This is a genomic window from Frankia sp. AiPa1, from assembly GCF_023243075.1.
In the GTDB taxonomy this organism is placed as follows: Bacteria; Actinomycetota; Actinomycetes; order Frankiales; family Frankiaceae; genus Frankia.
This window is the reverse complement of sequence record NZ_JALKFZ020000003.1, coordinates 63,829-78,908: the sequence shown is the minus strand read 5'-3', so window position 1 is coordinate 78,908 and position 15,080 is coordinate 63,829. Positions and strand designations below refer to the sequence as shown.

Below are 15,080 nucleotides of genomic sequence, written 5' to 3'. Positions count from 1 at the left end.
CGTCGGTCCGCCGGTCGCCGAGGGAGTGTCGATGGCAGCACAGCTAGTGACGCGAACCGCCGAGCGATACCGTCCGGACGATCACCTCGTGTGGTCGCTGTTGCATCGCCAGCAAGCGCCGCTCGTCGCGGCGAGCGCGGTGGACGACTACCTCGACGGCCTCGACCGTCTGGGCCTGCCCGCCGACCACGTGCCCGACCTCGACGCGGTGAACGACGGGATGGCCGTCCACGGTGACTGGCGATTCGTCGGAGCCGGCGGGATGGTCGACGGTGCGACGTTCTTCGGCTTACTCGCCGATCGGCGCTTTCCCGTGACGGTCGCGATGCGGCGGCGGGACGAACTCGCGTTCGCCGAGTTGCCCGACCTGTTCCACGACCTGTTCGGCCACGGGCCTTACCTCGCCAACCCGCGGACGGCCGACCTGTACCACCGGTTCGGCCGTCTGGGTTCCCGGCGCGCCGACGATCCGGTATTCGTCGAACAACTCCAGCGCTTGCTGTGGGCGACGCTGGAGGTCGGGCTCGTCCAGCACGGCGAGCAACGCAAGGCGATCGGTGGCGCGATCCTGTCGTCGGCGAGCGAGCTCGCGCGAGCCCTCGCGCCCAGTGCACCGGCACCCCGCTTCGACCTGGACACCGTGCTGGCCGGCCCCGTCGACAGCTTCCGGCTCCAGCAGCACTACTTCGTGCTCGGCGGCACCGACGAGATCACGACGGCGTTGGATGCCCTCGAGATGGCCGGCTGAGGGGTCCGGTGATCGACCCGGACCCGCGGTACCTCGCCGGCGACGTCGTCGTCGAGCCGCTAGTCGATCGCTGGTACGCGTGGATCCAACTGCTGACGCCAGCGACCGCGGCCTTCCACGTCGTCGATCGGCACCTGCGGATGATGGCCTCCTACGTTCGGTCGCCGGCACTCCACGCCGCGGCCGCCGCCGACTCGGCGACGCGGAGCGGACCGTTCCTCGACCTCGGTGGCGGCCATGTGCGGGAGGTCGCCGACCTGCTCGACGCGACCCAGGCTCGGGCCGCCGGGCAGATCGAACTTGTCGACACGTTGCGCGCGCTCGACCGGATGCTCGGCGAGCGCGCCACCGGCGAGCCCCTCGACCCCTGGTATCAGTGCGTCCCCGAGGCGTTGCGAGGGCTGGTCGAGCTGACGTACGACCGCCATCACCGACCGGACGTCCGCGTCCGCGAGGAGTTGATGTACGCCAGTCCGCTGTGGGACACGTCACGGCAGTGCGTCCGGCTGGACCGGGGCCGTACTCGGCCGTTCGTCATGTCCACGCCGCGCCTCGCCGTCGTCGATGATGACGACGACACGGCGGTCGACGTCGCCGTGCCGTTCCACGCGCCCGCGCTCGACGCGCTGTTCCGAGCCCGCACCGAGCCCACCGATGTGGCCGCGCTGTCCGCCCGCCTCGGTCTCGCGCCGAGCTCGCCCGCGGCCGACCAGTTCGCCGCGCTGTTCACCGACACCCCACCAACGCCGCTCGGACCGCCCGCCCGGGCCGCCGGTCCGCCCCCACGCGGCGGCGGACGCGTCACCTACTTCGGCCATGCCTGCCTGCTGTTCGAGGACGGCGACTCAAGCGTCCTCGTCGACCCCGTGATCGCCTACGACGAACCCGGTGCCCCACCCCACGCGGGCTACGTCGACCTGCCCCCGCACATCGACTACGTGCTCATCACCCACGCCCACCACGACCACGTGGTGCCCGAGACGCTGCTGCAGATCCGCCATCGCGTGGGAACCGTCGTCGTACCCGCCAACGACGCGGGCAATCTCGTGGACCCGTCGCTGCGCCGGGCAATCGAGCACCTCGGATTCGATCGGGTGGTCGAGGTCCGGGCATTCGAGCAGATCCCGCTGAACAGCGGAGTGGTGACGGCCGTCCCGTTCGTCGGGGAGCACCACGACCTCGACATCGCGACGAGGGCGGGGTACCACATCCGCATGGCGGGCCGGTCGTTCCTGGTCGCCGCTGACTCCGCGAACGTCGACCCTCCCGTGTACGCGCGCGCCCACGCGCTCGTCGGCGACGCCGACGTCGTGCTCCAGGGCATGGAGTGCGTCGGAGCACCGGCGAGCTGGGTGTACGGGCCCTACTTCTCGCGCCCCCTCGACCGCGACCACGACGCGACCCGGCGCGGCCGGGCGTCGAACAGCGTCGAGGCCATCGACCTCATCGAACGGTTCAACGCCGACGAGGTCTACGTCTATGCGATGGGCGCCGAGCCGTGGCTCGCACATCTGCTCGGTCTCGACGGGGGCGGTGCCTCGCCGGCGACGGCGGAGTCCGATCATTTCGTGGCCGAGTGCCGGCGCCGGGGTCTCGTCGCCGAGCGGCTGTACGGGCACAAGGAGCTGCGCTGGCCGTGACCACACCCCGCGTCCCGTCGCCCGACGACCCGCCGGCGGGCATCGGCGGCGGCCCTCCCACGCGCCTGGAGGCGTTGCACGCGCCGGGCGCCGACGCCGACCGGTCATTCTGGCTCGGCGCGATGGTCGCGCCGAGCGATCTGCTGCGGTGGTCCGAGCACTTCGTGTTCGACGCGGCCGGGGTGCCCGGCTCGCGTCACCGGCTCGGTCTCGACGCCGACTCGCGTCGCATCGTCGGGCGCATCGGGCGAAACCAACCGCTCGGCGAGTTCGTCGTCGTGCTCGCCGCGGTGGTCGCCCTGCTCCACCGGACGACCGGCCGCGACGTGATCTGGATCGAGTCGCCGCTCCTGCGGCACGCGCCGAGCCGGTACCGGTCGGCGGCCACCGTGCCGCTCGTCTTCAGGGTGCCGCGGCCGGGCACCCTGCGGAACCTGCTCGAGCACGTCCGGGACACGGTCGCTCGCAGTTACGCCGCGCAGGGCTATCCGGTTGGCCAGCTGTGGGCGCAGGGCGCCGTCGAGGCCACGGCCACGATCCTGGTCACCACCGCCGGGTTGCACGCCGAGCCGGCACCGACCGCCGACACCGAGGTCGTGATCCGCATCGACCCGGCGGCGGGCAGCCTCGACATCGAGGACCTCAGGGGCATGTTCCCCGCCGAGTTCCTCGACCGCACCGGCGGGCACATCAACGGGATCCTGCACCAGTTCGATGCGCCCAACGGCGACCTGGGCGACCTCGCCGTCCTCACCGACGACGAGCTTGAGCAGCTCATCGCCTTCACCGACACCCGCGAACCGGCGTTGCTCGGTGGCTCGCTCACCGCGCGGCTGCGCGCCGCGGGCGCGGCGACGCCCACCGCGCCCGCGGTCGTCGCGGCGGACGGCCAGGTGGTCTCGTACGGCGAGCTCGTCGATCGGGGCGAGCGGCTCGCCCACCACCTGCGAGCCGAGCTCGGGGTCCTCCCCGGAACGCCGGTGGCGACGGTCGTGACGCGCACCGCCGACACCGTCGTGGCGCTCATCGCGACCCTCTTCGCCGGTGGCGTCTACCTGCCGGTCGACCCGGCAACGCCGACGGCGCGGCTGCGAGCACTCGTCGACGCCACCGGCGCCCGCGCGCTGCTCGTACACTCCGCCCAGCTCGGGCGCGCCCTCGAAGTCCCCGAACTGCCCGCGTGCTGCGTCGACCTGCAGGTCCCGACCCTGCCGCCGGCACCGTCGTCGTCGGGCCTGGACGACCGCGGCGGCACCGACGTCGCCGCCATCATCTCGACGTCGGGATCGGCAGGACGGCCGAAGCCCGTCGAGCTGGACCACGAAGGGCTCGTCAACGTCTGTCTCGACCACGTCCGTGAGCTGGGCCTGGCGGCGGGCGACCGCTATCTCCAGTTCATGTCGCTGTCGTTCGACGGATCGCTGCTCGACATCGGTATGACCCTGCTGGCCGGCGCCGCGCTCGTGCTGCCAGACGCCGCAACGCTGCTCGACCCGCGACGACTCGAGGACATGATGGTGGCCGAGGGTGTCACCGTCACGACCATGACACCGTCGTACCTGGCGCTGCTCGACGCCGGCCGCCTGACGACGTTGCGGGTGGTCGTGTCCGCGGCCGAGACCGCCCGACGCCGCGATGCGACCCGCTTCGCTCGGTCAGCGACGGTCTTCAACGGCTACGGCCCCACCGAGGCGTGCGTCAACACGACCCTCCATCGCTTCGATCCCGACAGCCCGTCGGCGACCGTGCCGATCGGGCTGCCGCGCGCCAACAAAGAGGTCTACGTCGTCGACGCCGACCTCCGTCTCCTTCCCCGCAACGCGATCGGCGAGATCGCCATCGCCGGCTGCGGGGTGGCGCGCGGCTACCGCGGCACCGCGCCCGTTGCGGACCCGTTCGTCGCCAACCCGTTCTCCCCGCATCCGGTGCTGTATCGCAGCGGAGATCTCGGCGCGTGGAACGATCGCGGTGAGCTCGTCCTCGTCGGGCGGCGCGACCACCAGGTGAAGATCCGTGGCTACCGCGTGGAGCCCGGCGAGATCGAGCACGTCCTGCTGGATGACAGCGAGGTGACCGACGCCGTGGCAGTGTTCGACCCGGCGGCTGCGCAGCTCGTCGCCTGCGTCGCCGCGCCGGAGGCCGCGACGGAGGATGCGTCCGGCGCGCTCGCGGCACGGCTGCGCGGCGAGCTCGCCCACCGGCTGCCTCCCTACATGATGCCGGCAGCGATCCACGTCATGGCGACGCTGCCCCGCAACGAACACGGCAAGGTCGACCGTCCCGGGCTCGTCGAGTTCCACCACGCCGCCCGTAACCGCCAGCGGGCCACAACCGCGCCGGCCAACGAGCTCGAGGCGCAGCTCGCGGCGTTCTGGGCCGACGCCCTAGAGGTCGAGCAGGTCGGCGTCGAGGACGACTTCTTCCTCCTCGGGGGCGACTCGATCCGCGTGATCCGTGCGGTCCACCAGGCGCGCCAGGCGGGACTGGACGTGGCCACGCACGACGTCATCGAGCACCGCACCATCCGTGCGCTCGCCGCCGCGCTCGCCGAGCGCGGCGACCGCCCGCCGGACGGGATCGATGCCGAGCTCGCTGTTCTCAGCGCCTCGGAGCTGGCGGAGCTGCCACCAGGCGCCGAGTCCGCCTATCCGCTGTCGGCGATGCAGCAGGTGATGGTCGACCGCTACGAGTCGCTCCGCGACGAAGGCGCGTACCACTGCGTTTCGCGCTGGCTCGTCGAGGACGACGCCCTCGACATCGACACCCTGTGCCGTGCCGTGCAGACACTCGTCCACCGTCACCCGGCATTGCGAACGACGATCCGGCGAACCGGCGCCGGGCGGCTGGCCCAGGTCGTGCGGGCACCCGACGGCGCGATGCCCCGGTACCTCGACCTGCGGGGCCACCCCGAGAGCGACGAGCTCCTGGCGGCCGACGTGCTGAACGGCTTCGAGATCGGAGCCGACACGCCGTTCGCCCGATTCCTGGTCGTCCGGCGCACGGACGCCCGTGCCGACATCTACCTGTCCGCCCACCACGCTGTCCTCGACGGCTGGAGCCAGATCGTGCTCCAGAACGAGCTCTTCGATGCCTACGAGCGACGGGTCGCCGGGCTCCCGGTCGACGACAGGCCCCCCGCGATCGACTCCCGCCGGCAGTTCGTCGCACTCGAGCGCGAGCTCGCCGAAGATCCCGACGCGGGTGGCTTCTGGACCTCCGAGCTGGACGCACTCGCGGCCCTGCCGCGCCCGTGGCCGGGGCCGATGCAACGCGGCGCACCGGCCGAGCGCATCATCGACGTCGATCTCACCGCCCGGGTTCGCAGTGCTAGCCGTTCCCTCGCCGTGTCCCCCAAGGCACTGTGCCTGAGCGCGTTCGTGGCGGCGCTGCACCGCAGCGCCCACCTCGACACGTTCGCGGTCGGTGTGATCAGCAACGGCCGCTCGGAGCGCCTGGCCGACCCGCTCAGTGCCACCGGCCTTTTCTGGAACGTCCTGCCCGTGCGGTGCGCGGCCCGCGACCGCGGGTTGCCCGAGGCGCGCGACGTCCAAGCCGTGCTCGATCGTTACGACGCTCGCGCCGGCTATCCGATCGCCGATCGTCTCCCCGACGAAGCCGTCGCGGCGTGCTTCAACTTCGTGCACTTTCACCACGCCCGCGCGGGAGGCGGCCGCCTCCGGTTCCGTGGCGAGCGGATCGTGCACGATCGACTGCACTTCCCGATCTGCCTCACCGTGTCGATGGAACCGGTGGAGCCGACGCGCCCGCACGACCTCGTCCTCGCGGTGCGCGTCGATCACCGCCTGGGGGACGGCGGCGATGTCCTCCTGGGCAACCTGCTCGTCGCGTTCGAGCTCGACCTCGCCGCGCGCGCTCTCGTCGGAGACGCCGGTGAGTCGCCGCCCAGCCGCTGACGATTTGGAGCCCAGCCTTGGCATTGTTCCCGCGGCCGACCGGCGATCCCGCCGATCCCGCCGACGCGGTCGACATGTACGACACGTACGACATCGCCGTGTGCGGCGGCGGGCTTGCGGGCGCCACGCTCGCCCGCCAGGTCAAGCTGCGCCACCCGGGCGCCACTGTCCTCGTCGTCGACAGCCAGGCGTACCCCGTGCCGGTGGCGGCGTTCAAGGTCGGTGAGTCCACGGTCGACATCGCCGGCTTCTACTTCGCCGAGCTGCTCGGGCTGCGCGACTACATGGCGCAGCGCCACCTGCCCAAGCTCGGCCTGCGCTACTTCTTCGGTGCGCCCGACCGGGCGCTGTGGGAGGCGCCCGAGGTCGGGCTCAGCAGGTTCAGCCGGTGCCCCACCTACCAGATCGACCGCGGGGTGCTGGAGAACGATCTCTACGAGATGAACGTCGCCGCCGGGGTCGAGATCGCGACCGGCGCCAGAGTCCTCGACATCGAGCTCGCCCCCGGGGCGGAACCGCACCGAGTTGCGTTCCGTGACCGCGACGGTAACGAGCGTACCGTTCGGTGTCGATGGGTCGTCGACGCGATGGGCCGGTTGCGGTTCCTGCAACGCAAACTCGGACTCCAGCGGGAGACCGACGGCATGTTCAACGCAGCATGGTTCCGGGTCCGGGGCCGGCTCGACATCGAGGACTTCGTCCCCGACACCCAGGTGGAGTGGCACGCCCGCGTCCCGGGTCGGGTCCGCTACTTCTCGACGAACCACCTGATGGGGCCGGGCTACTGGGTATGGCTGATCCCGCTCGGGTCCGGCAACACGAGCGTCGGCATCGTGTCCTCGGGTGCCCTGCAGGCTATCGAGGAGATGGACACCCTCGAGCGGGCGATCGACTGGCTGGCGCGCCACGAGCCCGCCGTGGCCGCGGGAGTGGCGCGCCACGAGATCATGGACTTCGTCGTCGCGCGTGACTTCAGCTACACGTCGAGCCTGGCGATCTCCGCCGACCGGTGGGCGTGCGTCGGCGAAGCCGCCGCGTTCGCCGATCCCTTCTACTCGCCGGGCTCCAACATGATCGCCTTCGAGAACACGGCGGTGGTCACGCTGCTCGGGGAGGACGCAGCCGGCGCGTTCGACGAGACGCGGGCCGCCGAACTGAACTCGTTCGTCCTCGCCCAGAACGACTGGGTCGAGTACAACATCCACAGCTCCTACTCGTACTTCGGCGAGCCGCTGATCATGACGGTCTCGTTCATCTGGGACACGCTGCTGGCCTGGACGACGGCCACGCCGCAGATCTACAACGGGATCTACCTCGATGCCGCCAAGTCCGCGGCGGTGCGCGCGGAGACCACGAACCTCTACCCGCTCGCCCTGCGGGTCAAGCGTCTGTTCAAGCAGTGGGAGGGCCGCGCTCGACGAGGACGCCGCTTCGCGTTCGTCGACTACGCCAGCATCCCGTTCCTCCAGGAGGCCTACGAGCGCAACCTCATGGCCGGCAAGACGATCGACGAGCTCGTCGCCGACCACCGGATCACGATGGCGGTCGTCGAGGAGGTCGCTCTGGCGATCTTCCTCATCGCTGTCGACGACACCATGCCGGCGCGGCGGCGGACGTTGGACGCGGCGCCATGGCTGAACGCCTGGGCGATCGGGCTCGACCCCGAACTATGGGCCCACGACGGGCTGTTCGCGCCGACGACACCACCGCGGGACGTGTCCGGTGTGCTCGGTCAGCTCGAGCGGCTGTTCGAGCCCGACGCCGTGGACGCCGTCGGCGCGGCGACGATCGACCTCGACCTCTGAGACCCGCCCGCCGGAGTGAACCGTCGGGACTCGAAGTCGAGCTGGGTCCTGAGATAGTCGTCCACAGTTTCAGACCGGCGGATGAGCTCGACGCTGCCGTCGCGCCGGAGCAAGAGCTCCTGAGGTCGCAGCCGGCCGTTGTACTGGAATCCCATCGAATGCCCGTGGGCCCCGGTGTCGTGGATCACGACGTAGTCGTTCTCCCGCACCGGTGGCAGCAGAATGTCTGTCGCGAACTTGTCCCGGTTCTCGCAGAGCGAGCCGACGACATCGACGGCGCCGAGAGGCCCGCGCAACTCCTGGCCGGCGCGATCGACGACCGTGATGTGGTTGTACGTCGACCGGTACATCCCCGGGCGCATCAGGTCGGACATCGAGGCATCGACGCCGACGTAGGAGCGGTACTTCGACATCACGTTCAGAACACGCGTGACCAAGACCCCGTGCGGCCCGGTGATGAGTCGGCCGCACTCCATGTACATCTTCGGCCGGTATCCGTGCTCGCGCTCGAACGCGTCCAGGAGCTGGACCGCCAGATCGGCGAACGCCCGCAGTTTGAACGGTCGCTCGCCGGGGCGGTAGGCGATCGCGATGCCGCCGCCCACGTTGACGAACTCGAACCGGATGCCGGTGGCTGCCGTGACCTCGCCGCAGACCTCGAGCAACATCTGGAGGATGGCTGCCATCCGGCGGTGACGACGTTCGTTCGATACGACCATCGCGTGCAGTCCGAAACGCCGCGCACCCCGGGCGCGTGCCTCGGTGTACGCGGCGATCACCTGATCGTGCCGCAGTCCGAACTTCGCCGATCTGGGCGCCCCGATGATCGAATTCCCGAAGTTAGACGTTCCCGGGTTGTAGCGGAAACAGATCAGCTCCGGCATGCGCGGGAGCTTGCGGACGAAGGTCAGATCGTCGAGGTTGAGGATGCACCCACCGTGATCGAGGGACTGCTCGTACTCGTCGGCGGACGTGTTGTTGGAGGTGAACATGATGTCCTCCCCCGATGCACCGAGTTGTCGGGCCATCGCGAGCTCCGCCGTCGAGCTGCAGTCGAAGCCGAACCCGAGTTCGTTTCGGAGGATCTCCAGGATGCGGAGGTTGGGGAGCGCCTTGACGGCGTAGAACTCGCGGAAGCCGTCGAGGCCCGAGAATGCCGCGTTGAACTCGTGGCCGCTCTCGAGGATCCCGAGCTCGTCGTACATGTGGAACGGCGTCCCGAACTCCTGCGCGATCGAATGAGCGTGAGGCAGGAGACGCTGGGCGAACGAGGCCGACATAGGCATGGTGTGAACGCCAGTTCTCGGCCGCTACACGCCGAGCAGGGACCGCAACAGTTCGGCGTACTGACGCCCCGTGTCGAACGGCTCATATCGCGATGGGTGCTCGTCGTCTACGAACTGGGACGGCTCGATGATCGCGCCGTAGGAGGGTCGGTGCTTGAACTGGAGCGATATTCGGTCCGTCGAGACGTCACGCACCCGGTGATAGGTCGCCCGGTACCCGCCGTTCGTCCATCTCTCGAGGTAGTCACCGAGGAACACGAGCGGCTCATGAGGGCGAACGGGGACGTCGATCCACCGGCCGTCGGACCCCAGGACCTCGAGACCCGGCGCGTTCTGCGTCAAGATCGTGAAGAAGGCGTGATCGACGTGCGACGTCATCGAGTAGTGCACCCGGTTCCCCAGGGCGCTGCCGGCACCGACGGGATAGTGGTTGAGGCCCAAACGATGCACCGGCTTCTCCATGAGCAGGTCGAAGACCGTGGCCGGCAGATTCAGAGCCAGCGCGCTCAACGAAAGGATTTCGTTGCCGATCGTCGCCAATCGTTCGAGCAGTCGAGTCGCCGCACCGAAAGGTCGATGGTAGAGACCGGCCCAACCCCCCGCCGGCGGATCGGCGACGTAGCCGATTCGATACTGTTCACACGCCTCGCGCCCTGAATGCGTGAGGCTCCTCTCGGCCCCCACCTCGCGATACCCGAGATACTCGGTGTCGGCGCTACAACTGAATCGTCGCTTGTCGTCGAGTGGTTGCGAATAGAATCGACGCGCCTCCGCGTACACCGCTTCCAGAAGGCTCGGTGGGATGCCGTGGTTTCGCAGGAAGAAGAACCCGCTCTGCTCGCAGGCGGCATGGATCGCTCGGCTCAGTCGCCACTTCTCGTCGTCGGCCGGACCGCCGGCTGTCACCGACCACTCGACGACAGGTATCGTCGTCAGAAGTTGATTGCTCGCCAATCTGAGAGCACCTCCGTGGCCGTGGGCATCCATGATCGAGCGCCCGGGTCGTACTCCGGAACCCCAGCAAGGGCCGGCCGCCGAGCTGTGCGGTCGACCGAGACGATGATGTCATGGAAGTCGGGCGATCGACCGGTAAATCGGATGCCATGCCTTGTAGATGGCCTCCTTGCGCAAACCAAGTAGTCGTGTGGGTGATCGCGCCCACGATGACGCCGACCAGCGGACAGAGCCGCTCGTGACCTCGGACGCCCACCGCGGGACCCTCAGGTGCGCGCCTACCGGCAGAACCTCGTCCGGCTGCGATCCGATCGGCGGCGGTGACGCTCAGGCGCCCCGGCACAGGACGTGGTCTACCAGGCTCCACGCCGCCTGGCGGGTGGCGTCGTTGCCGTTGTCGTTGACGGAGATCACGGCCGAGCGCCCACCGTCACTGGTGACCGCGCCCACCGTGTGGAAGCCGGGCACGTCGCCGTCGTGGGTCCAGGCGCCGCCGCCGCAGCTCAGCGAGCGCCACCCGAGGCCGAGGCCGTAGCGGTAGCCGGCTGGCGCCGGCACAGTCTGGCGCATCTGCCTGGTCAGCGCCGGAGTGAGCAGCTGCCCGCGGCCGAGCGCCGTCCAGTACCGGGAGAGGTCGTCGAGGGTGGTGTAGAGCGCGCCGGCGGCGTCCGTCCAGGTCATGTTCTGCTCGGTGTGCGCGATGGTCGTCCCGTCGATGGTCTCGTACCCGGTGGGATGCGGGTTCGGCAGGACGGTCGCGGTCCCCGGGTTCGCGGTGTGGGTGAGCCGCAGCGGGGTGAGCACGCGCCGGGAGACCTCGGCGTCCCAGGTGCGCCCGGTGACCTTCTGGATGACCATGCCGAGCAGGGCGTAGTTGGTGTTCGAGTAGTGCCAGCCCGCGCCGGGCGCGAAGTACGGCGGCGACCCCAGCGCCAGTGTGACCAGCCGCTGCGGGGTGAACGTCGTGGTCAGCAACTGGTGGTAGGCCTCCGGCGAGTCGACCCCGCCGATCAGGTCCTCGGTGTAGTCGTGCAGGCCGCTGGTGTGCTGGAGCAGCTGCGCGACGGTGATCGCCCGGCCGTCGTTGCCGTTCCCGGTGACGACGCCGGGCAGCCACCGCTCGACGGTGTCGGTCAGCCGCAACTGGTTCTCCCGCACGAGTTGCAGCACGACCACCGAGGCGAAGGTCTTGGTGTTGCTCCCCATCCGGAAGTAGCTGTTCACGTCGATCGGGGCCTTCGTCTCCCGGTCGCTGACGCCGCTGCTCCCGCGCAGCCGCTTCGTGCCGGTGACCTGAGCGATGACGCCGGCCGCCCCGGCGTCGCGGATCGCGTCCAGATCCCGCTGAAGATCGGCCTGCCCGTAGCGGGGCGGCGGGGCCGGCGGCGACGCGGCCGCCGCGTCGTCGCCGCTGTTCGCCGCTCGCGTGAGGACCCAGACCGCAGCGACCACGACCTGCGGTTTTCCACAGTGACAGCCCTGCGGCCGACCGCAGACCGACTCGGGGCTGTCAGCCGCCAGCGCCCGATCTCTGCGGACCGCATGGTCCCGGTGTGATCAGGTACGGATGGCCTGTTCCGGCAGACACGCGGTGACCGCGCGCCACCGTGATCACAAAGCGGATACTTGGCCGTTGATTGAGTGCCGCTGCTCCCCGCTGCCTCTGCAACCAGGCCATCGACGGGACCGCCACCATCAAAGGCATCGGCCACTGCGGCACCGCCGCGCACCGGCGCGAACCAGTCATCGTCACCGACATCGCTGCCGAGCCGTTTCGAGACGACTTCCGGAACCTGGCCGAGCGGGCTGGCTGCTGGTCGGCGCCGCTCCTTTGCCCACGAAGCGCAGATCTGATAACCGTCCTCCGTCAGTGTCGAACTCCCGCAGGGTAAATGTTCGGTGATCCCGTGGGAGGACGCGCCGAAGACCCGGCCGGTGTTGCCGGTCGGGTGCGTGTCGGCGGTCGGGCGGGTTTAGGGCGCGGGCCCGTCGGCGTCGGGGCTGCCTGGAGCGTCCCCGGGGTCGCGTAGCCAGACGAAGAACTGTTCCAGTGCTTTGCCGTCGGGTGGTCTGCCTCCGGCGGCGGCGCAGGCGCCCAGGTAGGCGGTCAGGTAAGCGAGGGGTTCGTGGCCGTTGCGTTCGGCGGTCGCGGTGAGGGTCCACACCCTGGCGGCCAGGTGGGCGCGAGCTTCCCCTGGAACCGTGGAGGTGATCGGCTGGGGCAGGGCCGGGTCCTGGTCTGGTGGCTGTGGGTGGGTGTACCCGGCGCCGCGCGTCTGATGGGCCAGGTTCCGACCTGGGGCTTCTCTGTCTCGAGAACGATACGGACGGCGCCTTCCTTGAACTCCCGATCGAACCTACGACGCGATTCCATGACAATCGCCTCATCCTCTGTCCGTGATGTTCTCCACGCTCAGAGGGGAAACTCAGGCGGCCCATTCGGCCTGCGCGCCGTAGTAGTTCTTCCGGCCGACCACCGGGTTCCGCAACGCCCTTTCCGCCGGTTGTTGTCGAGGGGAAGGTCGGGGAAGTCGCGGTGGCGGGCGAGTCCTTCCCATTCCCGGTCCAGGGTGGCCAGCACCTTCTTCGCCGCCGGGTGCAGGCTGTGGACGCCCGCCTGCTCACGGCGGGCGGTGTCCATGTCGGTCAGCGCCGCCTCGAACGCCTCACCGGCTTGCCGGTGGGCGTCGGTGCCGGGTTCGGCGGCGGCCAGGTCCCGGTGGGCCACGTACAGCAGGGCGATCCGTTCCACCCACCCGTCGCGCCAGTACCGCAACTGGGCGTGGGCGTCCCCGGCGCGCACGAAATAGCGGCGGACGTGCGCCCAGCACCACAGCGAGTCGACCCCGTCGACGCGGGCCAGCGACTGGTACACGGTGAAGAAGTCCGAGGACAGCACCAGCCGGCGGCCCCCGGGCAGGGCGGCCGCCTCGCGGTCGATCCCGAAGTGCTTCTCCACGACCGCCGCCGAACGGGTCGGGTCCATCCTGAACACCACCGTGTCGGCGGCACCGAACACCCACAGCCACCAGCGGGTCCCGTCCTTGCCCTCGACCCGTTCAAACACCCGCCAGCCGGTCTCATCGGCGTGCACATGGAACGCGGCGGCGTTCCGTTCCGCGACCGCCGTCTCCAGCGGGGCGAGCAGCGCGTGCACGTCCTTCAACGCCCCGGACAGGGTGCCCTCGGCCACGTCGAGCCCCTCCGCGGCCAGCGACCGGACGATCCGGTGCAACGGCAGGCCCAGGACGTACTTCTTATACAGCAGCCGGGCCAGGAACCCGGCGGTGAACCGGCCCTTCGCGACCGGCCTCACCGGCACCGGGGCGGTCACCGTCCGCGGCCCCGCACAACCGCACCGCCGCCGGTACCGGCGGCGCCGGTGCACAATTCGGGTGACCGTCACCCGCCAGTCGACCTGCTCGCTGTCCTCGCTCCCCCACGGCTCGAACACCGCCCCACACCCGGCGCACACCCGCTCACCGGCGGCCACGTCGTGGACCTCCTCACGGGTGTCCAGGCGCGAGTAGTCCCGCCGCCCGTGCCCCCGGCTCCCCGGCCGCTGGCCACGCTTCCCAGGCTGTCCGCCGGACCCCGCCCGCGCTTCCGGTCCCTCGTCCGCACCCGACGACGAGCCGCTCTTCTCCGAGGAACGACCGAACAGCATCCGGCTAAGCACCGCGACCTGCTCACCCAGCTCCCCGACCCGCGCCCGCAGCTCCTCGGCACGAGCCTCGGCAGCCTCGGCACGGGCACGCCAGTACGCCACGTCGGCGTCGACGACAACAGAGGCGGTGGGCACGCCGCCGAGCACACACCACCACCAGCGCGCACATCACGCACCAACCCGGCGTGTCGCCACCAACATCTCGCCAACCCGCGGACGGAACGACCCTCCACCGACACCAGTCCGTTCACCCGCCCTCGCCACGTTCCACGGGTTCACCGAACACCTACGCTCGGCCAAGTCCAGGACGAAGACGACAAGATCAAAATTGAGATGGTGGAGGAACCGCCCGATCCCGCGCCACTCGCGAAGATCGGCGACACCCAGGATCTCATCATGACCTTGCTGGCGGGAGCTCCAGCGAAAGACGGCGGCAAGCCCCTGCGCAGGGCAGTCCTACACACGCTGATCGAAAAGATCCGTGTAAGATCAAGGCCGGACATCACGCCGACGTTCCGCATTCCCGACCAGGACATGGTTCGGGTTGTGCCAGATCCTGTGGGCAGGGGCGGGGTCGAACCGCCGACCTTCCGCTTTTCAGGCGGACGCTCGTACCGACTGAGCTACCTGCCCCGGCATACTGCGAACTGTAGGGCCGGATGCTCTGATCCGACCATACGAACGCGGTCCCGACGGGATTCGAACCCGCGACCTCCGCCTTGACAGGGCGGCGTGAACTCCAGACTTCACCACGGGACCATGCATAATCGCATTATTCACATATGACCACCGAACAGGGCCGATCTAGGCACCCCGCTGAGGATCTGGAAGTCATGCTACACGACGCTGGGACGGGCGGGGTGGACACCAACACGCGAATCTTACCCAACGCTCACCGTGTCCGAACGCATGCTTCCCGCCGCCAGGACACGGGACCATGGGTCGGGGCGGCCACGGCCACGAACCGCGCCACAGGGCAGGCCCCGCCGTGTCACCGGCGCGAGCCTCACCGGAGGGAACCTCACCGGGTGGAAGCAGTGCCACCAGGTGGGACGAGCCGCGGTGC

Annotated in this window: 9 protein-coding genes and 2 tRNA genes; 4 read left to right on the top strand and 7 right to left on the bottom strand. The window is 69.8% G+C overall.

The window, feature by feature from the left end:
* The first annotated feature begins 31 nt into the window (after positions 1 to 31).
* From MXD95_RS02585 to MXD95_RS02570, 4 genes are read left to right on the top strand one after another with little or no spacing between them, the layout of a single operon-like run.
* Complete coding sequence (locus MXD95_RS02585) at positions 32 to 748, top strand: hypothetical protein (RefSeq protein WP_250638875.1); 717 nt, start codon at positions 32 to 34, stop codon at positions 746 to 748.
* An 8-nt stretch (positions 749 to 756) separates the two neighbouring features.
* Positions 757 to 2,388 (top strand): MBL fold metallo-hydrolase, encoded by a 1,632-nt coding sequence (locus MXD95_RS02580; RefSeq protein ID WP_250638874.1) that lies wholly within the window; start codon positions 757 to 759, stop codon positions 2,386 to 2,388.
* Positions 2,385 to 6,302 carry a non-ribosomal peptide synthetase gene (locus MXD95_RS02575; protein ID WP_250638873.1) on the top strand — a complete coding sequence of 1,306 codons (3,918 nt, stop codon included), beginning with the start codon at positions 2,385 to 2,387 and terminating at the stop codon, positions 6,300 to 6,302. The genes MXD95_RS02580 and MXD95_RS02575 overlap by 4 nt, the downstream gene beginning before the upstream one ends.
* Before the next feature lie 17 nt (positions 6,303 to 6,319).
* The gene (locus tag MXD95_RS02570) at positions 6,320 to 8,107 is read left to right on the top strand and encodes an NAD(P)/FAD-dependent oxidoreductase (protein WP_250638872.1); all 1,788 of its coding nucleotides are present in this window, start codon (positions 6,320 to 6,322) and stop codon (positions 8,105 to 8,107) included.
* Here the strand turns inward: MXD95_RS02570 and MXD95_RS02565 are convergent.
* The 7 genes from MXD95_RS02565 to MXD95_RS02535 all read right to left on the bottom strand — a co-directional run bounded on the left by MXD95_RS02565 (position 8,035) and on the right by MXD95_RS02535 (position 14,773).
* A complete protein-coding gene (locus tag MXD95_RS02565) occupies positions 8,035 to 9,393 on the bottom strand; it encodes a diaminopimelate decarboxylase family protein (RefSeq protein WP_250638871.1) in 1,359 nt (452 codons plus the stop codon). The genes MXD95_RS02570 and MXD95_RS02565 overlap by 73 nt on opposite strands.
* Positions 9,394 to 9,417: 24 nt before the next feature.
* A complete protein-coding gene (locus MXD95_RS02560) occupies positions 9,418 to 10,380 on the bottom strand; it encodes a 2-oxoglutarate and iron-dependent oxygenase domain-containing protein (RefSeq protein ID WP_251077682.1) in 963 nt (320 codons plus the stop codon).
* 294 nt (positions 10,381 to 10,674) lie between these two features.
* Positions 10,675 to 11,799, bottom strand: a complete 1,125-nt coding sequence (locus MXD95_RS02555; RefSeq protein ID WP_250638869.1) for a serine hydrolase domain-containing protein — start codon at positions 11,797 to 11,799, stop codon at positions 10,675 to 10,677.
* A 521-nt stretch (positions 11,800 to 12,320) separates the two neighbouring features.
* Positions 12,321 to 12,512, bottom strand: a complete 192-nt coding sequence (locus MXD95_RS02550) for a transposase domain-containing protein (RefSeq protein WP_250638868.1) — start codon at positions 12,510 to 12,512, stop codon at positions 12,321 to 12,323.
* Between the two features lie 248 nt (positions 12,513 to 12,760).
* A complete protein-coding gene (gene tnpC / locus MXD95_RS02545) occupies positions 12,761 to 14,149 on the bottom strand; it encodes an IS66 family transposase (RefSeq protein WP_250638867.1) in 1,389 nt (462 codons plus the stop codon).
* Positions 14,150 to 14,573: 424 nt separating this feature from the next.
* A tRNA-Phe gene (locus MXD95_RS02540) sits at positions 14,574 to 14,647 on the bottom strand.
* A 51-nt stretch (positions 14,648 to 14,698) separates the two neighbouring features.
* Positions 14,699 to 14,773 (bottom strand) — tRNA-Asp (locus tag MXD95_RS02535).
* Between the last annotated feature and the right edge of the window lie 307 nt (positions 14,774 to 15,080).